The organism is Corynebacterium sp. EPI-003-04-2554_SCH2473622 (assembly GCF_001665955.1).
GTDB lineage: Bacteria > Actinomycetota > Actinomycetes > Mycobacteriales > Mycobacteriaceae > Corynebacterium > Corynebacterium pseudodiphtheriticum.
On sequence record NZ_LZMN01000043.1, the window covers coordinates 23,836 to 45,353 of the forward strand.

Genomic DNA, 21,518 nt, shown 5'->3' on the forward strand with positions numbered 1-21,518 from the left:
TTGACTCTCGTCGTAGCCGTTTAAGCGCTATGATGGATTACTAACGGCAATATTTCCGACAATGCGGAGGATAGATAATGAGCGAAAACACCGGTACTCCGGAGCAACAGGCGGAGACAACCTCAGTCTTCCGTGCGGATTTAATTAAGGAAATGGAATCCGGTGCTGGTGCTTCTACCGCAGCCGAAAATACCGAAAACCTCGCCGAAGGCGTAGCGTTGTTGGTGGTCAAGCGGGGGCCAAACGCGGGCGCGCGTTTCTTGCTGGACCAAGAAACCACAACCGCAGGTCGCCACCCAGAGGCGGATATTTTCTTGGATGACGTCACCGTTTCTCGTCGTCATGCAGAATTCCGTTTGAACAATGGGGAATTCGAAGTGGTAGACGTAGGATCGTTGAATGGTACTTATGTCAACCGCGAGCCACGGAATTCACAGGTGCTTTCTGTGGGCGATGAAATCCAAATTGGTAAGTTCCGATTGGTCTTTTTGGCTGACACCAAGAAATAATAGGTAATTGTGAGTCCAGTATCTCAAGCAGCAGCGCAGTCGACGCCTCGGACAGGCAGCGCGTACAAGACCCGTAAGGCGAAGTCCATCGGTGTCGTCTTGGAATCTTTGCGTCCTGAGTTTCCGGATATTACGGTTTCTAAGATCCGATTCCTTGAATCGGAGGGATTAATTTCCCCCCAGCGTACAAAGTCCGGCTACCGTCGTTTCACCGAAGAAGATGTCGCACGGTTGCGCTATATTTTGGTTACCCAGCGAGATCACTATCTTCCGCTGAAAGTCATTCGTGAACAGCTCGAAGCTATGGACTCCGGGCAAGTTACTGCCTTGGTGGGGGCGAATTCTACACAGGGTTTGATGTCTGCGGATACGTTCCGCACCACCGGGCCGAGGAGTTTCACGGATTCAGATGTGGCACACCAAGCAGGCGTCGATGTTGAGTTCGTGACCGAACTTGCTGGAGCTGGTTTGATCCGCCCGGATGCCGCTGGATTTTTTGCCATTGATGACGTAAATATTGTGAGTACAGCGCGGTCGTTGCAGCAGTTGGGTTTTGACACGCGATTGCTGAAATCACTGCGTAATGGTGCGCGTCGACATGCAGATCTGATCACCCAGGTTGCAGGCCCGTTGACGCATGGAAAATCAGATAATGCGCAACAACAAGCGGAAGAATTATCACAACAAATTTCCGCGTTGGTGGTTTCCCTGCACACAAGTTTGCTTAAGAGCACCCTGCGTGAGGAATTCGATGCTTAAGGAACTCAATGCCTAGCCCATTATTTTAGGGTTTTTCACGGAGATCTTTCGTCTGGAACCGGCATCGCACGTCTGCGGTGTCGGTTTCTTTCTGTCATCATGATGAGTCTGTTGTGGCTGATACGACCAATATGAGTATAGTGATGGGGGTCATGTTAACAGTTGGGATTCGCGAGACGGAAGAACCCTAAAGTCTTAATTGAGACTTTAGGGCGTGTCGCGCCGATTCTTCGTAAAAGGGCAATAGGATTGACCTTAAATAATTTAAGGATTCCAAACTTCCATCGGAGTAATTACGTGACTATCAACTCATCCCGTTCCCAGTACACGGACGCACCGTACGTCCAGGAGTCCCTGTTTGACCTCGGGCCAGATGAACAACTTGGCTACCGCGTGCCTATTGCGTGCCAGGTTGCAGGCATCACCTACCGTCAGCTCGATTATTGGGCGCGCACTAATCTAGTGAAGCCGTCGATCCGAAATGCGCGTGGCTCCGGTTCGCAGCGTTTGTACTCCTTCAAAGACGTTCTTGTCTTGAAGATCGTCAAGCGCTTGCTTGATACCGGAATCTCGTTGCAGAATATCCGCTTGGCAGTCGAGTCTTTGCGTGAACGTGGCGTGAACGATATCGCGGAGATTACCCTTGTTTCTGATGGCACAACGGTATACGAATGTCACAGCAATGAACAGGTCATCGACTTGCTTTCGGGAGGACAAGGCGTCTTTGGTGTAGCGATTCCAGGCATTATGAAAGAACTTAGCGGAACCATTAGTTCGTTCCCAGCGGAGCGTATTGACCCAGCCCTTGCGGACGACTCTAAAGCTGCTTCTGGTATTGACGAGCTGGCTGCGCTGCGTGTGCGCAAATCTCACTCGGCTTAACATCTTGGATTAGTTTTTGCTCGACTCATTTTAGAGTCCAACGACACGCCGCAGCTTCTCTTCGAGTTCTGCGGCGTTTTTTACTGTCTGGATATGACTCGCTACTTCGCGTAGAGCTGGATCTGTTTCACCATCACCAACATGTACAACACTGAGTTTTGCCTTGGCACCCAGTGCCTCCCGGAATTTTGCGGGGAAATCTGGGGAACCATCCGCCGTACCAGAAGTAATCAACACGATACGGGATGGCTGAGACTCCGATTGCGCGATACCAGAATGATCCCGAACCGCGTGGGCAGCAGCGAGTAGCGCTTCGTTAGTTTGCGGTACTCCACCAGTACCTAAGAGCTGTACAGAACGAGCGGTCTCTGCGCCATCAGAAAAATCGATATTTCGGCGAAAACCCTGGGTAACCCCAGGGTTTAATGGTGACGAATAATTCCACAATGCCACCGAATGTCCGTGAGCACTCAACTCGGGAGCAAGGGTTGCGATTGCATCAGCAGAGGCCTGGAAACGCGACGGTCCTGCGATCCCGGGAAAACCCGAGGACATAGCATCGGAGGTATCCAACAAAAACAGGGTATCCGTTGCAGTCAGAGCATCGGCTGCGTCGTTGGCGTGTTTCGCGTCGTCCTTATTATGGTCCTGGGCTGCGGCATCATCGTTGGATTGATGCTTACTCCCGGTGTTGCCGAAATCCAGTGCGGTACGTGCTAGGTAAGCTTCCCAGACCGGGCTAGCGTCCAATCGCTTAGCATCAGTATCAGCCTCCACTTGGCCTTCTACTTCCGGATTTGCCTCAAACCCGTGGTATTGCGCTGCCAAATCATCGGCGAAAGCTTGCGCGGCGCGGGCCTGTTCTTCATCAATTTCGTCAGACTGGTTCAACACCACCGCCGCATATTCCACGTATGCGCCCTCCAAGGCACGGAACGAGCCTGCATCTTGAGCGCTTATAGCCTGCACCGCGGCAACCGGACCGTCAGCGTCGGCAAGGCTTTTGTTTTCATCCCGCAAAAGAAGCTCCGCGCCAGATTCTGGACCGTCGGCAAGAGCGGAAGCAACCACCGCAGATGCTGCTGAGTCGCCAGGATAGGTGACGGAGTCAGCCGGAAGCTTGAGATCGACGTCCGCATCCGTTGCAGCGTGTTTATCGTAAATACCAGCTGCTTGGCCAGCTACTTTCGGGTGTTCACCGCTTGCGGCTGCTGTACGACCAGCAGCCGCAACGGCCTGAGCTAAACGCGGGGAATCTGCGTCGATATAGACAGCGGCTTTCGCGATATCTTCGGCGACGACGGCCTGCACACAATGATCACGCACCACTGGTTTCGTGGCATTCCAGGAGGCCAATAGCGACTGCGTTAAGGTTGCGTCACCGCTGGCAACGGGAAGCTGTATATTTCCTTCGATGCACGATTCACCTTCGGCGCTATCCGCATTGGAACCGGTGTCTTCAGAACCATTTCCCAAGAATAACCATGCAAGCACAGCGATAATTGCCAGCAAGATTGCAATGGTGGAGGCAATGAATCCTCCGGAAAATTGAGTCTTTTGTTCAGGTGTGTAATGACGCCCCATAGCTACCTAGTCTAGCCCGCTGAGCATGGTCCACAATATTTATCAGCCTGTGTCGGAGCGGCTCGGCTCGGGCAGCTAGTTGACGTTGACGCGCAACGTATTCGTTTTTCCCCGCTGTGGTCTCAATGGCTACGACGCCAAGGCCCCAATCACGGCAATCGTATGGTGAAGCCTCCATGTCCAACTCGCGGGCGCTAACCGCAAGATCGAAGCACTGGTGTAATAACTCACCTGGGACTAGTGGGCCCAGTTTCCAAGCCCATTTGTATAAGTCCATTGTCACGTGCACGCATCCGCCTTGGTCGCAGTCGAGCTGATCTTCGCGATTTAGCACCGTGATATTCAGCGGGCGTGCTGGGGGAGTGAAAAAACGGAAGGCATCATAATGTGTGCAACGGAGATCATGCTTTTCTACGACTTCGTTCGTCCCCTTAGCCCCGAGGCGGAGTGGTAAATCATGGCGTGGGGCTTCAGATCGGTAGACCATTGCCCATTCGTGTAGACCAAAACAGTCAAATCTGGCGGGGCGTTCAGCTGTTCGCGTCAGCAAATCCCTGATATAGCCGATTGCCGAACCACGCCGCTGCCATAGCGATTGCACGTTCAATTCCACACCGCGCTCGGTGTGGTGGTAATCACGCCAGTGCGCATGTGGCGGATCGCCCTGCATAGCCGAACCGACGCCGGGATGCCAGCGTTTCAGATGTGTCGGGCGAACGGGATAATACTCAAACAAGAAATCATAAACTGGATGTTTCATGCCCGGGTTCCGATAGTGGGCCAGACGTTCCTCAGCACGCGCGAGGTGGGCATCGGCTTGGGCTGTCCATTCCTGCTCAGTAAAAATCATGGTGCTAGTAATCTAACGAAAACGGTACTAATTAATGCGAGGTTAATTAATGCGAGCGCTTACGGGAACGACTGCGCGGCGCAGTAGGATTTCCACCCCATGCGCTAGATTTTCTGCCCCCACGTCCAGCACGGGAATGCGAGGTTCGTCCTTCTTCGCTGTCGGTCTTATGCCGACGATCTTTTCTTTTCGGTGCAGCTTTTTGTTGCGCCTTCTTATTAGCAGTGCCGTTTTTTGCTGATCCTCTTTTTTCTGAGCGCTGGTTCTGAACAGAGCTTGGTTTTTCTTGCAAGGCTCTTCCGGAAGGTTCGCGTGCTCCACTAAGATCCGCAAGCTCCTGCGGTATACCTGGCCCGCGCGCGACGATAGTACGTGCGGTGACCCCTGCCTTTTTGAGCAACGATTTCACGGTTTTTTCTTGGTCTTCCAAAACCAATGTGATCACGGTGCCGCTGGCTCCAGCGCGCGCGGTGCGCCCGGCGCGATGTAGATACGCTTTGTGTTCTGCTGGGGGATCGACGTGAACCACCAAGCTGACATCTGAAATATCGATGCCGCGGGCCGCAATATCCGTGGCGACCAATACAGGCAGGGTTCCGGCGCTAAAACCATCGATTGCCTTTGTGCGAGCGCCTTGCGATTTGTCTCCATGCAAACCTAAAGCGTGCACCCCGACGCGCCGCAGCTTTTTCACTTGCCGGTCAACACCATGCTTGGTGCGCATAAACATAATCGTTTTTCCGTCACGGGCGGCAATTTTTTCTACCAATTCGTTACGGTTTTCGCGCGTACCCACGTGTGCCACAACATGCTCCATCGTGTCTACCGAACTTTGTGCTGGAGCAGTTTCGTGTGTACGTGGGTCATGCAAAAACCTGTCAACAACAGCTTGGACTTGCTTGTCCAGCGTTGCTGAGAATAATAAGTGCTGGCAATCGGAGGGTAATTTATTCCATAGTTTGGTTACCTGCGGTAAAAAGCCCATGTCCGCCATTTGGTCGGCCTCATCGAGGGTGGCGATCTGCACTTGATCTAGTTTGAGTTTTTTCTGATCAAGCAGATCTTGCAAACGTCCCGGGGTGGCAACGAGCAGATCCACCGGTGCGGCGAGGCGACGAATTTGCGGATTGATATTGACGCCACCGACCACGTTGAACACGCGCAATCCTAGGGAAGCAGCAGGCGCTTCCAAACGAGCACTGATTTGCGCGGCTAGTTCGCGGGTTGGTGCGAGGATGAGCGCGCGGGGATGGCCCGGGCGCGAGACGCCGGACGTCGCCAAGCGATGCAGCATGGGCAAACCGAAACTGAAGGTTTTTCCTGATCCTGTGGGGCCTTTGCCGAGGACGTCGCGGCCAGACAGCACGTCAGGGATGGTTAACGCCTGGATCGGAAACGGAGTGGAGATGCCTTCGCGGCGTAGGAAATGCACGATGGGCCGGGCCAGGCCCAAGTCGGCGAAAGATGGTTCTTGTGCAGGTTTAGTTGTCATTATCCTTCAGTCTAGCGCGTCGTGGTAGTTGGTTCGTGATTCATGCGAGAAAGCGTGTGAACTGCACGACTGTGCGAGAACTTACAGTAAATTTTGCTTCCGCGGTGCCTGTGGAGTTGTAGCGTGAAAAGTGAGAGGAATGCCTTCTTGAACATCCATTTATCCACCATCCATTCATCTACACCTACAACGTGCAAAGGAAACTTACAGTGGCCGAGCACTTTCTCCCGCGATCGAAGGTCAAAACTCCAGAAGGTGATATTGTTCCTGATGTTGCTACTCCGGAACAATCGCAGAAAAAACGTGATGTGCGATTCGTACTACAGCCGATATGGTTCCTGCTTGCTGTAGCTGCTCTGGTGGGCGTTTTGCTATTGCCGATCGAAAGCCTGGCATGGGAAGGCCAGGTCGCACTGGCGGTTTTGGCTTTCGCCATCGTTTTATGGGTAACAGAGGCAGTATCCTACCCGGTTAGCGCGTTTTTGATTATCAGTTTGATTGCGTTGCTACTGGGTTTGTCGACAGACCCAGAGACTGGCGATATAGTCGGTACATCTTCCGCGTTGGGCACTGGTTTGCAGGGCTTTTCTACCTCTGCGCTGGCGTTGGTAGCTGCTGCTTTGTTGCTTGCCGGTGCGATGCAGGCAACTGGCCTGCATGAACGCTTGGCGCTTTGGGTGATGAAGCTCGCCGGTGATAAAACCTCGAATATTTTGATTGGCGCGATCGTGATCGCGACACTGCTGGCGTTTTTCGTGCCTTCGGCGACCGCCCGCGCGGGTGCCGTGGTTCCGATTCTGCTGGGTATGGTTGCAGCCTTTGGACTATCGACAAATTCGAAGATGGCCTCATTATTGGTTATCACCGCAGTACAAGCAGTCTCGATTTGGAATGTCGGTATCCAAACAGCAGCTGCCCAAAACTTTGTAGCTTTGAACTTCATCCAGGATGAATTCGGTCAGACTATTTCTTGGGGCCAATGGTTTATCTGGGCAGCGCCATGGTCGGTGCTGATGTCCATTGCGCTGTTTTTCATAATGCGCGCGAGCATCAAACCGGAGGCAGACTCGATTTCCGGTGGTCGAGAACTCATTGAGCAAAAACTCGAAGAGCTCGGCCCGATGTCCGGACGCGAAAAACGATTGGTGGCTGTCGCCGTACTGCTGCTATTCGTGTGGGCGACTGGCGATATCCTGCACCCGGTTTCTGCACCAGTGGCGACCGTCATTGCAGTGAGCTACATGCTGCTTCCGAAAGTCGGCGTCTTCGACTGGAAAACAGCGCAAGATTTGGTGTCCTGGGGTACGCTGATCGTCTTTGCCGTCGGTATCTCGCTGGGCACATTCCTGCTCGATACGGGTGCAGCTAGCTGGTTATCCGAGCAAACTTTTGGTGCTATGGGCTTGGACTCGATGCCATTGTTGGCCACCATTGCGTTGGTGTCGCTGTTTAACATCCTCATCCACCTCGGATTTGCCTCTGCCACGTCGCTGGCATCCGCACTGATTCCAGTCTTTATCGCCTTGTCGACGACGATTGCTGCTGGTGATGCCAGCATCGGATTTGTCGTCATCCAGCAGTTCGTCATCTGTTTCGGCTTCTTGTTGCCGGTTTCTGCGCCGCAAAACATGCTGGCTTATGGCACGGGCGCATTTACCCGGGGCGAGTTCCTGAAAACAGGAATCCCGCTTACCATCGTCGCTTACCTACTGGTATTGCTGTTTTCGGCTACTTATTGGGACTGGATGGGCCTTATTTAGTCCGTCTTAGCAGGGGTGGGCGTTTTAACGCTTCTGCTCCTGCGATTTGTCTCCGGTCCAGTCCAGATGGAATACACCATCACTATCAACCCGGCGATAGGTGTGGGCACCGAAATAATCGCGCTGTGCCTGTACCAACGCGGCGGGCAGTCGCTTGGAGCACAGCGAATCATAGTAGGAGAGCGAGGAGCTGAATACCGGAGCAGCAAGACCCAAGCGGATCGCAGAGGCTGCAACAGTGCGCCAGGAATCGATCAAACCGTCGAGCTCCCCGGTGAAATAGGAATCAAGTAACAACGATGGTAGCTCTGGAAGCTTCTCGTAGGCATTGTCAATGCGGTCCAGAAACGCTGCTTGGATGATACAACCACCACGCCATACAGCTGCGAGATCACGGGGATTAATGTTCCAGTTGTATTCTGTTGAACCAGCGGCAATCAGATCGAAGCCTTGTGCGTAAGCCACCAGTTTGGAGGCGTACAACGCCCGGCGCACATGCTCAATGAACTCCTCAACGCTGATTCCCAGTGCAGCGAAATCTGCGAGGTTGCCGGTAGGGAAGTGGTCCAGGGCGGCAGCGCGAAGCTCTGTGGACGAAGACAGGGCGCGAGCAAAAACTGCTTCCCCAATCGCGGTCGCCGGAATACCCAGGTCCAAAGCTTCCTTCGCGGTCCAGCGCCCGGTGCCTTTTTGTCCAGCAGCATCGTGGATGACATCGATCATCGGTGCGCCGGTGTCTGGGTCACTGGTTTCTAAAATATCTGCGGTGATACCGATTAAATAAGAGGCTAGGTCTCCGTCGTTCCATTCCCGGAAAATCTTGGCAATGCGGCTAGGCTCCAAGCCTGCGCCGTGGCGTAACAAATGATAAGCCTCTCCAATGAGCTGCATATCAGCGTATTCGATGCCGTTGTGCACCATCTTCACAAAATGTCCGGCCCCATTGGCGCCGATATAGCGTACACACGGGGCGCCATCGACTTTGGCCGCGATCGATTCCAAAAGCGGTCGGATGGACTCCCAAGATTCTTGTGGTCCGCCGGGCATAATTGAGGGGCCAGTGAGTGCGCCTTCTTCTCCGCCTGAAATACCTGCACCAACGAAATGGCGTCCGGTGAGTGCTACTGCGCGCTCGCGCCGCACGGTGTCGGTATACAGTGAGTTGCCTCCGTCGATAATGATATCGCCTTCGTCGAAGGCTTCTACTAGGTCATCGATAGCGGCATCAGTAGCAGTTCCGGCGGGCACCATCAGTAGCGCGCGGCGTGGCTTAGATAAGTTAACTGCCAGCTCCTGCAAATCGTTGCAACCGACAAATTCTCCTTCTCCGCCATGCTCCGCAATGAGTTTGCTGACGTTTTCCGTGCGCCGATCGTAAAGCGCGACGCGGTAACCATTGCGTGCAAAGTTACGGGCCAAGCTCGAACCCATGACTCCGACCCCGACGATTGCGATATCTGCCAATTGCTGCGAAGACTGCTGGTTATTCATGACTGATCAGTCTACCTTCTACCGCAGTAGGCCTGAGAGCGAGGAATAGCTGGAATGCTTGGAATGTGTTGGGGCTAACAAATAGATGGTTTGAATTCCGATAGAGTTGACACATGGGTTATTTGGAAGCAGTGATGGCAGCGGGAACCAGACAATTACAGCAGGCTGAGCTGGAAGAGCTAAACCGATCCGAGTTAGGCCTTGACAGCCTCCTCGGGTTGGTTTATTCATACGCTGCCCCTACTGAAGTTCGCGCTTATCTTGAGGTCAATTCGAGGCACCTGCAGTATGCAGGCAGCGTCAACGGGGGCGTGTTTTGCGCGATTGCGGAATCAGTTGCCTCGGTGGCTTCTATGATTAGTGCACAACGCCCCTGTGTTGGGGTCAATAACAGCACGGACTTCATCCGTGGAGTAAGTGAAGGACGTATTGAAGCTATTGCGAAGCCCATACAAAACGGAAAACGCACGCAATTGTGGAACGTAGAGATGTACAACCACGAAAAATTAGTGGCCCGCACCACTTTGCGCACAATGGTGGTGGGGCCGCCTATTGCTGAGCTTCGTGCACGAGCAGATCAGCAGTAAAGGTGCGTGTCAGCCGCGCATCTGAAGTCACTGCTGCATACGTGATGCCTGGGCAAAAAACTCACGTTCGTGCGCCGATGCCATCAAATAAGCACGGGTTGCGCGCTCGCGGGTTGATTCGCTGGCATTTTCGAAAGCCGTTTCCACAATCCTGAGTGCTTTCCGCGTATCTTCTGCAAAGTTTGGATCACCATAGGTTTCCAACCACGAGTGGTACGGGTGCTCGTCGTGATTATGTTTAGTCAGCGCTTCGCCGATCTCGGCATACAGCCAAAAGCAGGGCAAGACTGCAGCTACCCCGACGGCGTAGTCATCGGTGAAGGTGCGTGCAACCAAGAAATCAGTGTATGCGGCAGTAACCGGTGAGGGATCGACTTTTGGCACATTGAAAGAGCGGTGTAGTTCCGCTTCCACAGTCAGGCACTCCTGTGCAGCTTTGGCCCACCAAATTTGTTCTTCTGGCGTTGGGGCAATCGTCGATAAGCGCGCCAATGCACGGGAATAAAGCTCCAAATACAAAGCATCTTGGGCCAAGTAAAACATGAATTCTTTTTCGGAAAGATCGCCGCTGGTCAGCGAGGTGATGAACGGTAGCTCTGTGATTTCACGCCAGAGAGTGCCGGTCTTTTCCCACAATTGGGTAGTGTGTGGGCCTTGCGCTGCGATTGCTGGGGCCGGTGCTTTGTCATGGACTGGGAAAGTCCATGGGGTAGTGTCCGCGTTGGTCGCCCAGCGACGCAGCTGATGGAAGTGATCTACGGGGCCGTTTCCCTTGCCGACGGCAAGCTCGTCTGCATGGGTAATTGCTTCGTGCAGCCAGTGGGTTGCCCAGTCGAGTGCGTCGTTGAGTTCTGCTCCACCGCCTAAGCGAGTAGCCAGGGCAGATGATAACGAACAGCCGGTTCCGTGAGTGTTTTTTGTATCTACTCGAGCAGAAGGTACCCGGTGAACAGCACCATCAGCGCTTACTGCTGCATTGTCAGCGATCGTGCCGTCGAGATGGCCACCTTTTACGATCACAGTGACGTCATGTTTTTCCGCAAAACGCTGGGCTTGTGCCACCGCGGCATCGAAATCTGCAGCCTCGTCGTCTTCGACTAAAACGGCGAGTTCCTTCAGGTTCGGAGTAATGACATCAACGTGTGTGCACAGCTCGCGGATTTTTGCTTCAGCCTCTGGCTGCAACAGCCGGTCGCCGGAGCTAGCAACCATCACCGGGTCAAGCACCAGAGTAGTTTTGTTTCGGCCGCGCAACCATTCAGAAACGGTATCGACGGTGTCGCTATCACCAAGCATGCCGATCTTGATGGCATCGATTTCGACGTCGTCAGAAACGCTAGTGAGTTGTTCGCGCAGAAATTCCTGTGGCGGGGTATGGATGCTGCGTACACCCTGTGTGTTTTGCGCTACCAGGGCGGTGACTACGGACATGCCGAAACCGCCGGCAGCAGCAATAGATTTCAAATCAGCCTGAACACCAGCACCGCCGGTGGGATCAGTGCCAGCAATGGATAAGATACGAGCATTCGTCTTCATGCTCACCAGGCTAGCGAAAATACTGGGAATTGTTAGGCCTGCACAGTGATTGTGACCGGAATATTGTTCAAGAATGCGCTCAACAATCTGCGCAGCAGTGTCTAAGGAATGTTCCTAGCATGGAGTTCAGAGCATTTAGTACCCGCATAGCCTCTGGTTGTGCTATGCGGGCGTTGGGTTTTGCCTTGTGGCGTTATTCCGTTGCGGAGTTTTAGCCGATGCGCTTGGTGTCTTTAACTTCGACCGGTTGGTCTTTCTCATCAGTACTAAGTTCGCCCAGCTTCAGTAGAGCGTTTCGGCCGTGACGCTGTTGCTCGGTGATCTCCAGGTTGCCCCGGTTGCGGGAAAGTACATTGCTGGTCCAGTTCAAGACGGTAAACAGGCGGTTACGCACACCAGTGAGGAACTGGGCGTGCACAACGAGCCACATTAGCCAGCCGACAAAGCCAGTGATCTCGCTGTTTTCCATTTTCACCACAGCATTACCGCGGTTGATGATCGCCATCGAACCCTTATCGAAGTATTCGAAAGCTTCCTTCGGATCCTGCTCGGAATTATCGCTGGTCTTGGCGTCGATGAGCTTGGCTACGTGCTTACCCGTTTGGATGGCAACCTGAGCCACACCAGGCAGACGATTCAGTGACATCATGTCACCGATGAGATAGACGTTGTCGTGGTCGCCAACGGTGAGGTCTTCGTTGACCGATACGCGGCCACCACGATCGAACTCGACATTAGCCTGTTCCGCAACCATCTTGCCCAACGGGGAAGCTTCCACACCAGCGGACCAGACCTTGGTTGGGGACTCGATGGTGTGCACGGAATCGTCGGCCATGTTCTTGTACACGACCTTGTCGTCATCAACTTCAGTGACCATGGCATTCAGACGCACTTCGATGCCTTGCTTCTCCAAGGTGCGCTGTGCCTTCTTGCCCAGCTTCTTACCGAACGGTGGAAGCACCTGAGGTGCGCCGTCGAGAAGGATGATCTTCGCTGATTCCGGCGAAATATTCTTGAAGGCACCTTTAAGGCCGCGCTTTGCCAGTTCAGCCAGCTGACCAGCCAGTTCTACGCCGGTTGGTCCTGCACCAATGATTACGAAAGTCAGCAAACGCGCGCGCTCTTCGGGATCATCGGTCAATTCTGCGCGTTCGAATGCTCCCAAAAGGCGTGAGCGGATCTCCAGAGCGTCGTCGATGCTCTTCATGCCTGGTGCGTACTGTGCAAAGTGGTTGTTACCGAAGTATCCCTGCTTGGAACCAGCGGCGATAACCAGGGAGTCATAAGCGAAATCTTTCTTGATGTCACCCTGGGATGCGCTCACGGTCTGTTTCGCAATATCGATTGCAGTCACCTCACCGCGCACTACATCAACATTGTTCTGCTTACGCAACAGTTGGCGAGTTGACGGGGCGATCTCACCCGCGGAGACGAGGCCGGTGGCAACTTGGTAGAGCATCGGCTGGAACAAGTGGCTGTTGGTGCGGTCGATCAAGGTGATATCGACGTCAGCGTTGGCCAAACCTTGGACCGTGTTCAGGCCACCGAAGCCGGATCCAATGACGACGACATGGTGACGATCACCTGCGGGGCGGTGTGCTTGAGACATAGATACCTCTTCGTAGAAAATGTGTGGTCTATTTGATTAAGTACACAGTTAAATATACGCCTACACACTCTAGTGGCCAGAAACACTTTGCTAAAATCATTGGGGCTGAACAGTTCCGCCTACCGTCCCGAATCGTTGGCAAGGAGTAAGTGTGCACGAGCAACATTGGGCTCATCTTGCAGCGATCGATGCACAGGCGTGGCCGTCAATCGCCTCTGCGCCTGGTGGGGCCTTACTGTCGCTACGCGCACGTGTCGCGGAAGCGCACCTTGCTCGTGCCTGCCGGATCGCCGGCCTTGAGCTCGATCCAGATGCTTCACCGGATTTAATTATTGACCACGAGCTTTTGTTTCATCGTATCGCGCACGCTGGTTGGTTGGGCTTTGCAGAATCCTATATGGCAGGAGAGTGGCGGACCCCAGACTCAGCCGCCTTGGTTCGGGTGCTCACTCGTCTGCTCGCCACTGGCTATGCCCCACGTGCAAAGCAAAAAATCCCGGTTACGTTGTTTGACGGCGGGCAAATTCCGGCGGAGCTAGTTCGGTTATATTCCGATGAAAAGAGTAGTGGTTTCGCCGGAATCTTTTCGACGGGCGTGGCGACGACGGTCCGGGAGTCCGTACCCAGTTATGTTCCTTCCCAGCACCGCGGGAGTGAGTCAAAGCAGCACTTTGTGGATGTTACAGAGATTTCCGAGCCGCAGAATGTGGAACGCGATGACTTCCAGGACGCCCAGGCACGCGCCGCACGGTTTTTGCTTGACGATCTTGGCGTGACTGCCTCCAGCCACGTGCTGGAGTTTCCTGCTAATGGATCCGTCACGGCGGAAGTTGCTGGCCGACGTAAAGCAGTCGTCGATGCCCTCAGCAATGACGCGGAACACTTGGCGGCGGTGCGCGAAGATTTGGTTCTTGCCGGGGTAGAAGACTTTGTGCACACACAACATATCGCGCATCCCTTACCGACGCCGAGTGACTGGCAAGGGCGTTATGACGCTATTGTATCCATGGAAGCATTCGAATTCTTGGCACCTGCAGATCGGGTATATTTCTTGCGGCATGCGGGCAGGCTACTGGCTCCTGGCGGAAAGCTGGGGATACAAACCTTGGTGGCGACTGATGGTATGACCGCATCTGCACGCAATGCCTTATTGGCCTTGCGGGCCTATATTTGGCCAGGTTTGAGTTATTTCGATATCAATGGTCATCACAAACTCTTCGATCAAAAGTCTGGTTTGCGCATCATTAAGCAAAGCCATTTTGGCTCACACTACCGGAAGTCATTACAGCTGCAGCGCAGCTTTTTTGAAGGGCATGTGCGTGAAGCGGCGGCAAGTGGATTCGATGCCGTATACCGGCGGTTGTGGATATTCCAGCTAGCTCTGCGTGAAACATTGCTGGACTTGGGCATGCTTGACGCTGTGCAGTTAACCGCAACCCACCGGCATCGCCGTGGTCGACGCTAAATATTTGGCGCATCGGCCACTGGTTGCGGTTGGCATTAGTGTAGCGGTAATTCACTCCACGGTGATTGCTTTGACGCTAATGCTCCAGCGGTGGAAGCCATCATGCGTTGTTGTAGACCGTCCACCTGGCCACTTTCACATAAACGGCCAACTAAGAAACCATCGCCATAATCACGCCAGTTGGTGTGATGCGCCTTCGCTAGTTTTGCACCTTCTGCGGCGAATGCATTGGCTTCGTCCTCTGTGAACAATTCGGTGGCATAGCCCATAGCTGCTAGACGTACCCCCTGTGCAATTCGCCAGCCTGCTAGCGAGGTGGGTAGATTTTTCGGCAGGAAAAGGTCGATGTCTTCGAGTGATAATAAGACGGCCAACTGTCCAGCGGCTGCGCTAATCTCCTTGTCGGCGCTCTGCGGGTCTGCGGCGTGGGCATATTCGTCTCGCAGGGCAGTGGTAATTTTTTCTAATCCATGTGCCTGTCGTTTGTCGAGTTCCCAGCCTCGGATTTCTTGCAACACAGTACGCACTGCCCGGTAAGCCTCATGATCTGGATCATTGAGATATTTGCCAATAGCAGCGCGCAAGCTCGGGGCATCCGAGACTTGGTGCTGGTTTTCTAAGTGCTTCCAAATCTCCTGTACGCGTTGCTCACCGTAGCTAGCCGGGGCATCCAGGGGAATCTTGCTGCCAAGCAAATACGGTGCTTGTAGCGACCAGCCCAGGCGCAAATCGTCGGCAAGCTTACCCATAACTGCGACAGGAAGCTGTTGCGCATTAGCTTGCATTGACGAGAAGATCTCTTCATAGCTGTTGGATTTAATCGGTGGGAAAGACTCAGTGTGCAAGGGGAGTTCCACCCATGGCGAACCCGGGTCGGTAAGCATCGCAGCTGCATTATGGAAAATGAAGCGGAAGTGCTCACCAATTTTGCTGGCCATCATGGCTTCGCCATAAACGAGGGCAGCGACGTATTCTTCCCAGGTGTCGTAAGCGCGCGCGATACCGAGTACGCATTTCACGATGATTGGCCGAACCTCATCGGGTTTAATTAAGCCGGCACCTGCGCCCAAGTTGAGCTGGCGCACCGCAGCAGCGAAATAGAACCCGGCTAAGGTGCGAGGTAGTTGCTGCGGAATTAAGAGTTCGGCCTCGGGGTTAAGCAGGGGTTTTAATAGACGCTGCGCCTCGGTTTCCAAAGTGGCGAAGGGAACTTCGGGAAGTGCACCGGATAATTCGTTAACGAGCACACTGCTTTGCCCGGAACGCTGGCTTAAAGGCAAATCGCGGATCTGTTGCAAAGTGCTTCGAGCCACTTCATAAGCACGGTCGTGGGTGCGCTGAGAGGCTTGTTGCGCTGATTTCAGCAGATCTTCACGGCTATTAATGTTCCAGGCCTTCGATAAAAATTGTGCGAGCTGCGGGTTTGCGGTCGCCTTGATGATGTTGCCTTCTTCGTCACGCTCAATTTTCGGCATGGCTGGCAAAGGTCCATCCGGAGCGATGTTGGGACGCAAGAAATATGGAGCGACGACTGACCAGCCGCGGCGTAGCATTTCATCCTGTAAACCAGATTTCTTGAGTTCGAAATCAAAGCCACGAGCTTGGGCTTTAGAGAGGTAATCCTCGTAACTGGAGGCATCGGACAGGGCAAGTGCGTCAATCTTTCGTTCAGCCATGTTTGTCATCATACCCGTGGTAGCTGAACCACCAATGATGCCGAAGACTGCCGAAAATAGTCGGGAGTGAAGGAGAGTATCGATCGCTAAAGTGACATAATGTCAATTATCGGACAATTGTAGAAGCGGGCTTTACCCGCAGGTTGCGAGCCGAACTATTGCGGACCGCAACCAAATCGTCCGCTGTCTAGTGGGACGTTTATTTATTTGCCCGTTTTTGCGAAACTCAATCGAATATCCACCGTGCCTGTTTCCGCAATCTTCGCAGCGATCAAATCTGGTGAATGCACGCCAAAGTCTTCGCGGTTGATCTCTACCGTGCCAGAAACGACGAGCAGCTCGCCATCGCGCAGAGCTTGGAATCGTGCCTCAACAGGTTCGGAGTGATCTTTGATTGTTAGTTTGCCGGCGACATCGATCTCTCCCGCAGTGCCATCTTCTGGTAGCTGTGAGACGTCTACTGGTTCAGTAAGAATAAATGTGGATATCGGAAACTTGCTGGTCTCAAAGAGCTTGTCTTTCATGTTGACATCGCGGACATCACGATCCGTGGTCAGCTGATTCATGTCTACCTCAACGGTTGCAGAAGTTAATGTGTCATCACTAATTTGTGCCGCTCCCGTGACATAACCTGTAGAGCCGGAAGTTACGCGTTCGTCACCAGGCAAAATCTCCGAAAAAGTAAAGCCTACCGAGGTGATATTTGGATTCTTTCCTTCGACGATTTCCCAAGCGCCATCCACTGGAACCGAGGCTGCTGCCGCGCCTGAATCATTCAAGGCTTCAGTCTTGACGCCTGGCCCAGTGATGAGCCGGTATAACAAAGGAACGATGCTAAGCAGTGCCAAAAGAACAATGAGTACGACGAAAACCGCGATGACAGATTTACGGCGTTTCATGGGGGATTTTTTCATCATTACCTCAACTTCTCTATGGAGCGCGCCAAATCAATTAATTCCGTGCACAACTGCCCCAGCTCCTCCGCTGAAGCTTCTTCGGCTGCTGCCCATGCAATGTCCTCGGCTGCGCAGCGCAACTGGAATAATGAATCATGCAGCATATCGGCTTTAGCTTTGCTCAATATTACGGCATCGGGAGAAATTTCCGTTCCTGATAAATTTTGGCGTTGCTCATAAGCTCGTTGCTTGCACGACGTACTGCAGTACTTGCGTGGGCGCCCACGTCCTTGGGTTGCGACTGCTGTACCACACCATTGGCACGGTTTGGGGCGGTTTTGTTGGTAGGCAGACACTCTAGTGACTTTAGTCTATTGACGAAAAGTCGTGAAATGTTCCGTGAAATGTTCTTAGCGTGGGTCTAAGAACGCGAGGAAGCAGATGGCGAAGCCCAAATCGAGAATCCTTATAGGATGATCGGGAACAAAACAGTGGGTTCGTGCGTTATAGTGGTAGATCGTTATCCCCGATGAATTTTTGGTGCTTAATTAGCGCCATGAATGTTATCGATGCCCCCGGAATAATATAAGGATGTGTCCCACTTATGGCAGATCGCGTATTGCGCGGCAGCCGCATGGGTGCTGTCAGCTACGAAACTGACCGCGACCATGACCTGGCACCACGCCAAATGGTGAAATACCGCACCGAAGACGGTGAAGTTTACGAGGTACCTTTTGCCGATGATGCGGAGATTCCAGAAGAGTGGCTGTGCAAAAACGGTAAATGGGGAACGCTAGTAGAAGGCGAAGGCGTTGAATCGAAGCCGGTGAAGCCGCCTCGTACCCACTGGGATATGCTGTGCGAACGCCGTAGCATCGAAGAGCTTGATAAGTTGCTTGAAGAGCGTATCGAAAATTTGCGTAAGCGCCGTCGTACCGCTGCGAAACTGCTCAAAGAGCAAAAAGAACAGCAAGAAGCCGAAGGAAAATAAATTTCTTGGCTAAGGCTTAACTGTTTAAAGTTTTTCTTAAGGTGCCAGTCTCCCACTAAAGAATGTGGGGCTGGCACCTTTCGTTTATAGCGTGGTAGTCCGCTAGCTAGTCTAGCTAGCGGAGCTATTTCTTTATTTGCTTGGCCAGATCGCGTAAAACTGTAGAAAAACTACTTGCTGTGGAGGAAACCCGCTCCGGTAGTTCTGCCAGAGCAGAGTCCCGTAGGCTGTGCGACCCAAAAGAGACCAGTGTCGAGCTCATCTCTTTCACTTGTTTGCTGCGGTGCGCAAGACCCCATTTCGTGACCTCGGCTAGGGAATCCGTGACAAACGAGCCATCCAACTTGGATTCGCCATATTCACGCTCAGTAAAAGTAATAGGAACTTCAGCAATCACGAAGCCAGCTTGGATAGCACGACGAGCGAGATCCACTTGGAAAATATAACCGGCATTCGAGAGCTCTTCTAGGTCTATAGCCTCGAGCACTTCGCGGCGATATGCGCGGTAGCCAGCTGTCATGTCAGATAAGCCGGCGCCGAGCGCCAGAGAAATGTACGCATTGCCACCGCGAGAAAGCCATTCCCGATTTTTCGGCCAATTAACTACTTTCCCGCCTGGAACATAGCGAGAACCGATGACTGCGTCTTCCCCATTATCGATTGCATCCAGAAGTAGATGAAGTTGCTCTGGAGCGTGCGAGCCGTCTGCATCCATTTCACACAGAACCTGGTAATCACGCTCTAAGCCCCAGATAAATCCCGCCACATAGGCACCGCATAAGCCGCCTTTGCCTGCGCGGTGCAGCACATGCACTTGTTCATCAGTGCTGGCGAGTTTGTCTGCAAGCTCGCCCGTTCCATCCGGCGAATTATCGTCGACTACAAGCACGTTGACGCTAGACTGTGCCTTGCGTAATCGACCGACAATCCGAGGTAAATTTTCTTTTTCGTTATAGGTCGGAATGATTACGAGAGTCTTCGCAGACGGTGCGGCGGACTCAGCCATGGCGGGTTTACTCCTTCACGCGACGACGTATCACAGCAAGAATACCCAATACTACTCCCATGAGAACCATCGCCAGTTCAAGCATCTGCCCCACGCGCACTGCTGGCGTTATCCCTGAGCGTAACGGTAAAGTAGCGACGAGATGATTCGCTTCGAAAATCTCCGTGTCAGCCAGCACGTTTCCCGCTGGATCTACTAATGCGGAAACTCCGCTAGTGGCGGGTACAACCATCGCCCGGTCGGTTTCAATTGCTCGCATTCGCGACATCGCCAATTGCTGATAAGTCATATCCGTAAAACCGAAAGTCGCGTTGTTTGTCGGAGACGTCAGAATACTTGCACCGTTATTTATGGACCGACGAAAAGCTTCGTCAAAAGCTACTTCGTAGCAGGTGGCCACACCTACCGCTACATCGCCGTGGTCCGTCGTGATATCAGCGCCGCCAGTAGGGATTTGCAACACACCATTGCCATCACCAGGGGCGAAGTTGCCGGCCATCTCGGCGTATTCCGATAGTTTTTCGAAGAAACCACGCATGGGCAATGTCTCACCGAAAGGCTGCAGATAAACCTTATCGTGGAACTCCCCTGGCTTCATGCCTTGTACTTGATGCGTGCGCGTTGGTTCTGAAGAATCTGCTCGAGTCTCTTCCGGTGATTGATCGTATTCCGGTAGAAAGGTCTGCATCGTGTTATATGGGCGCCCTTCGCGATGAGTAATAGTGCCGACGACCACAGGTGTGCCAACAGCTGAAACAGCGCTAGCAATCGCCTCGTAAGCTTCCCGGTCACTAAAAGGATTGACATCGGAAGAATTCTCTGGCCAGATCACGAGATCAAGTTGGTCGGCCTGCTCTGCAAGCTTCTTGGTTTCCCGCACGTGGTTATGCAAAACTGCGCTTCGCTGCGCCGCGAAATCAAGGCCTAACCGAGGAACGTTTCCCTGCACAGCTGCAACTTTGATCTCAGCAAAAGTATTTTCAGGTCGGTGCAAATTAAAGGTGGCAATCGCACCACTAAATAAAGGCACAATGACCATAGCGACGCTCACGGTGCGCAACCAGGTAGTTCGACTAGGTGATGTACGTAATCGCGCTGAGAAAGTGAGCTGGGTTGCTCCCACACCGATGAACAACGTTGCGACGGTTACTAACGCCGGACCACCCCACTGCGCCAGCCCGGCTAGTGGGCCGGCGACCTGCCCCCAGGCAAGACGTACCCAGGCAAACCCACCAAACGGAAATGAGCTGCGAGCAAATTCAATAGCCAAATACCAAAAAGGGAATGCCAGAAAACCCCAGGTTGAACGTGCAAGAGCGACACCGCCAAGACCAGTAAGAATTGCGTATAGCGAACACACCACGGCTAATGCGATATACGGTGGGCTGCCGACAAATTCTCCGATCCACGGCAATAGCAGCAAATAACAGGCCATCGCGTGCACAAAACCGAACAATGCACCTTGCGCCATGCTCGGGCGTTGTGATCGATGGCTTGTCGCTTGGGGTATGCGGCTTGGATACCGGCCGGGGTTTTCCCGACTAGCACTTCCCGGCCAGGGCATAAGCACAAAATAAAACAGGCTAGCAGCGATTATGCCGGCGGTCCACCAACCAAGTGGTTCATAGGACGTATAAGCCACGGCACCGGATAGCGCGGCCAACAATATGCGGAAAACGAATGCGAGCATCGTGAGTTTCGGGCCTAGTCAACAGTGTTAACAGTGATGGACGTTAAGGTTTATTTCGGCTTATTATCGCCGGAGGCACTAGATTCTTCCCCACCGTCCCGGCGGTCAGAAAAATCCTCTGGGTTCATCGACTCTGACCATTTGCGAAGCTCATCTTCATCAAGCACATCATCGTTGCTAGTCGACGAGACACCGGAGGAAGCTGCTGATTGTTGATTGCTAGCAGCAGCTCCCCTAGGAAAACCGAAGCTACCGTAGCTAGAGTGTTTCCGAGCAGTGGGCGAAGCTTGGAAAAAACGCACTCCGAGTTTTTCCACTCTGCGATACATCCGGCCTAGCAAAAAGCCGCGGATAATTGGTCGGGTCAGTGGAAAAACCAGTAATAAACCTAGGATTGCAGTAGCAAACCCCGGAATGCTGAGCAATAACGCACCAGCTAAGGTCAGGCCAATATCTCCGGCAGATTTTCGGTTCTGACCATGCGCACTCATGTTCTGCGCATCGTCGGTAACAGCATCACGTTGAGCGTGCAGACGCTGCACTAATGATGCTTGCGTGGCTGCGATACGGCGAATTTCGATCCGGGTGATGATAACTCCAAGCACCACGGTGCCGAACAACGCGATCAACGCCCACCCAAAGCCAATTAGGCTCGCTACTGCCCAAAAAGCAAAGATTTCGGCAAGCATGTAGAAAAAGAACATCACGAATGGCATGTTCACTACCCTACCTGCA

Annotated in this window: 19 protein-coding genes; 7 read left to right on the forward strand and 12 right to left on the reverse strand. The window is 53.2% G+C overall.

All coding sequences use genetic code 11. The features are described 5' to 3' along the window. Positions 1–77: 77 nt before the first annotated feature. The 3 genes from odhI (at position 78) to A5774_RS04975 (ending at position 2,150) form a co-directional block, all read left to right on the forward strand. Positions 78–509, forward strand: coding sequence for an oxoglutarate dehydrogenase inhibitor Odhl (gene odhI / locus A5774_RS04965; RefSeq protein WP_021353878.1), 432 nt, complete (start codon positions 78–80; stop codon positions 507–509). A 9-nt stretch (positions 510–518) separates the two neighbouring features. Continuing rightward, a complete protein-coding gene (locus A5774_RS04970; RefSeq protein WP_064833654.1) occupies positions 519–1,268 on the forward strand; it encodes a MerR family transcriptional regulator in 750 nt (249 codons plus the stop codon). A gap of 297 nt (positions 1,269–1,565) precedes the next feature. Next, positions 1,566–2,150: a MerR family transcriptional regulator gene (locus tag A5774_RS04975; RefSeq protein ID WP_021353880.1), complete on the forward strand. Its 585-nt coding sequence runs from the start codon at positions 1,566–1,568 to the stop codon at positions 2,148–2,150. A gap of 30 nt (positions 2,151–2,180) precedes the next feature. Here A5774_RS04975 and A5774_RS04980 read toward each other — a convergent pair whose 3' ends face one another. The 3 genes from A5774_RS04980 to A5774_RS04990 are packed head-to-tail and all read right to left on the reverse strand — an operon-like array spanning position 2,181 to position 6,076. Further along, positions 2,181–3,734, reverse strand: a complete 1,554-nt coding sequence (locus A5774_RS04980) for a vWA domain-containing protein (RefSeq protein ID WP_064833656.1) — start codon at positions 3,732–3,734, stop codon at positions 2,181–2,183. Continuing rightward, positions 3,712–4,584 (reverse strand): hypothetical protein, encoded by an 873-nt coding sequence (locus tag A5774_RS04985; RefSeq protein WP_064833658.1) that lies wholly within the window; start codon positions 4,582–4,584, stop codon positions 3,712–3,714. The genes A5774_RS04980 and A5774_RS04985 overlap by 23 nt, the downstream gene beginning before the upstream one ends. 46 nt (positions 4,585–4,630) lie before the next feature. Beyond that, on the reverse strand, positions 4,631–6,076 hold the full coding sequence (locus A5774_RS04990; RefSeq protein WP_051619152.1) for a DEAD/DEAH box helicase: 1,446 nt from the start codon (positions 6,074–6,076) through the stop codon (positions 4,631–4,633). 209 nt (positions 6,077–6,285) lie between these two features. On the opposite strand from A5774_RS04990, the gene A5774_RS04995 reads away from it, so the two are divergent. Continuing rightward, positions 6,286–7,836 carry a DASS family sodium-coupled anion symporter gene (locus tag A5774_RS04995; RefSeq protein ID WP_156519547.1) on the forward strand — a complete coding sequence of 517 codons (1,551 nt, stop codon included), beginning with the start codon at positions 6,286–6,288 and terminating at the stop codon, positions 7,834–7,836. 24 nt (positions 7,837–7,860) lie between these two features. Here A5774_RS04995 and gndA read toward each other — a convergent pair whose 3' ends face one another. Next, a complete protein-coding gene (gene gndA / locus A5774_RS05000; protein ID WP_064833660.1) occupies positions 7,861–9,327 on the reverse strand; it encodes an NADP-dependent phosphogluconate dehydrogenase in 1,467 nt (488 codons plus the stop codon). Between the two features lie 113 nt (positions 9,328–9,440). Here gndA and A5774_RS05005 point away from each other — a divergent pair, with 113 nt between their 5' ends. After that, positions 9,441–9,914 carry a PaaI family thioesterase gene (locus A5774_RS05005; protein ID WP_021353886.1) on the forward strand — a complete coding sequence of 158 codons (474 nt, stop codon included), beginning with the start codon at positions 9,441–9,443 and terminating at the stop codon, positions 9,912–9,914. A gap of 27 nt (positions 9,915–9,941) precedes the next feature. Here A5774_RS05005 and A5774_RS05010 read toward each other — a convergent pair whose 3' ends face one another. Both A5774_RS05010 and A5774_RS05015 read right to left on the reverse strand, forming a co-directional pair. Further along, complete coding sequence (locus tag A5774_RS05010; RefSeq protein WP_064833662.1) at positions 9,942–11,450, reverse strand: bifunctional hydroxymethylpyrimidine kinase/phosphomethylpyrimidine kinase; 1,509 nt, start codon at positions 11,448–11,450, stop codon at positions 9,942–9,944. Positions 11,451–11,661: 211 nt separating this feature from the next. Beyond that, positions 11,662–13,059 carry an NAD(P)/FAD-dependent oxidoreductase gene (locus tag A5774_RS05015; protein ID WP_064833664.1) on the reverse strand — a complete coding sequence of 466 codons (1,398 nt, stop codon included), beginning with the start codon at positions 13,057–13,059 and terminating at the stop codon, positions 11,662–11,664. A gap of 151 nt (positions 13,060–13,210) precedes the next feature. Between A5774_RS05015 and A5774_RS05020 the strand changes: the two genes are divergently transcribed. Beyond that, the gene (locus A5774_RS05020; RefSeq protein ID WP_064833666.1) at positions 13,211–14,524 is read left to right on the forward strand and encodes a class I SAM-dependent methyltransferase; all 1,314 of its coding nucleotides are present in this window, start codon (positions 13,211–13,213) and stop codon (positions 14,522–14,524) included. A gap of 35 nt (positions 14,525–14,559) precedes the next feature. Here A5774_RS05020 and A5774_RS05025 read toward each other — a convergent pair whose 3' ends face one another. The 3 genes from A5774_RS05025 to A5774_RS11940 all read right to left on the reverse strand — a co-directional run bounded on the left by A5774_RS05025 (position 14,560) and on the right by A5774_RS11940 (position 17,281). Next, on the reverse strand, positions 14,560–16,200 hold the full coding sequence (locus A5774_RS05025) for a DUF1266 domain-containing protein (RefSeq protein ID WP_064833668.1): 1,641 nt from the start codon (positions 16,198–16,200) through the stop codon (positions 14,560–14,562). A gap of 203 nt (positions 16,201–16,403) precedes the next feature. Next, entirely contained in the window at positions 16,404–17,099 is a 696-nt protein-coding gene (locus tag A5774_RS05030; protein ID WP_231892350.1) for a YceI family protein, read from the reverse strand. 17 nt (positions 17,100–17,116) lie between these two features. Continuing rightward, complete coding sequence (locus A5774_RS11940) at positions 17,117–17,281, reverse strand: hypothetical protein (protein ID WP_311198274.1); 165 nt, start codon at positions 17,279–17,281, stop codon at positions 17,117–17,119. Positions 17,282–17,700: 419 nt separating this feature from the next. On the opposite strand from A5774_RS11940, the gene A5774_RS05040 reads away from it, so the two are divergent. Continuing rightward, positions 17,701–18,087 carry an RNA polymerase-binding protein RbpA gene (locus A5774_RS05040; protein ID WP_021353894.1) on the forward strand — a complete coding sequence of 129 codons (387 nt, stop codon included), beginning with the start codon at positions 17,701–17,703 and terminating at the stop codon, positions 18,085–18,087. Positions 18,088–18,211: 124 nt separating this feature from the next. On the opposite strand, the gene A5774_RS05045 is transcribed toward A5774_RS05040, so the two are convergent. The 3 genes from A5774_RS05045 to A5774_RS05055 are packed head-to-tail and all read right to left on the reverse strand — an operon-like array spanning position 18,212 to position 21,499. Beyond that, entirely contained in the window at positions 18,212–19,093 is an 882-nt protein-coding gene (locus A5774_RS05045) for a polyprenol monophosphomannose synthase (protein ID WP_021353895.1), read from the reverse strand. A gap of 7 nt (positions 19,094–19,100) precedes the next feature. Continuing rightward, on the reverse strand, positions 19,101–20,783 hold the full coding sequence (lnt, locus tag A5774_RS05050) for an apolipoprotein N-acyltransferase (RefSeq protein WP_064833670.1): 1,683 nt from the start codon (positions 20,781–20,783) through the stop codon (positions 19,101–19,103). A gap of 50 nt (positions 20,784–20,833) precedes the next feature. Next, complete coding sequence (locus tag A5774_RS05055; protein WP_021353897.1) at positions 20,834–21,499, reverse strand: FxsA family protein; 666 nt, start codon at positions 21,497–21,499, stop codon at positions 20,834–20,836. Positions 21,500–21,518: the final 19 nt, after the last annotated feature.

Coding starts and splice junctions, on each gene's coding strand:
- A5774_RS05025 (WP_064833668.1), bottom strand. CDS start 16,200: ATGGCTGAACGAAAGATTGACGCACTTGCCCTGTCCGATGCCTCCAGT.
- odhI (WP_021353878.1), top strand. CDS start 78: ATGAGCGAAAACACCGGTACTCCGGAGCAACAGGCGGAGACAACCTCA.
- A5774_RS05055 (WP_021353897.1), bottom strand. CDS start 21,499: ATGCCATTCGTGATGTTCTTTTTCTACATGCTTGCCGAAATCTTTGCT.
- A5774_RS05045 (WP_021353895.1), bottom strand. CDS start 19,093: ATGGCTGAGTCCGCCGCACCGTCTGCGAAGACTCTCGTAATCATTCCG.
- A5774_RS04990 (WP_051619152.1), bottom strand. CDS start 6,076: ATGACAACTAAACCTGCACAAGAACCATCTTTCGCCGACTTGGGCCTG.
- A5774_RS05030 (WP_231892350.1), bottom strand. CDS start 17,099: ATGAAACGCCGTAAATCTGTCATCGCGGTTTTCGTCGTACTCATTGTT.
- A5774_RS05005 (WP_021353886.1), top strand. CDS start 9,441: ATGGGTTATTTGGAAGCAGTGATGGCAGCGGGAACCAGACAATTACAG.
- lnt (WP_064833670.1), bottom strand. CDS start 20,783: ATGCTCGCATTCGTTTTCCGCATATTGTTGGCCGCGCTATCCGGTGCC.
- gndA (WP_064833660.1), bottom strand. CDS start 9,327: ATGAATAACCAGCAGTCTTCGCAGCAATTGGCAGATATCGCAATCGTC.
- A5774_RS05040 (WP_021353894.1), top strand. CDS start 17,701: ATGGCAGATCGCGTATTGCGCGGCAGCCGCATGGGTGCTGTCAGCTAC.
- A5774_RS05015 (WP_064833664.1), bottom strand. CDS start 13,059: ATGTCTCAAGCACACCGCCCCGCAGGTGATCGTCACCATGTCGTCGTC.
- A5774_RS04985 (WP_064833658.1), bottom strand. CDS start 4,584: ATGATTTTTACTGAGCAGGAATGGACAGCCCAAGCCGATGCCCACCTC.
- A5774_RS05010 (WP_064833662.1), bottom strand. CDS start 11,450: ATGAAGACGAATGCTCGTATCTTATCCATTGCTGGCACTGATCCCACC.
- A5774_RS04980 (WP_064833656.1), bottom strand. CDS start 3,734: ATGGGGCGTCATTACACACCTGAACAAAAGACTCAATTTTCCGGAGGA.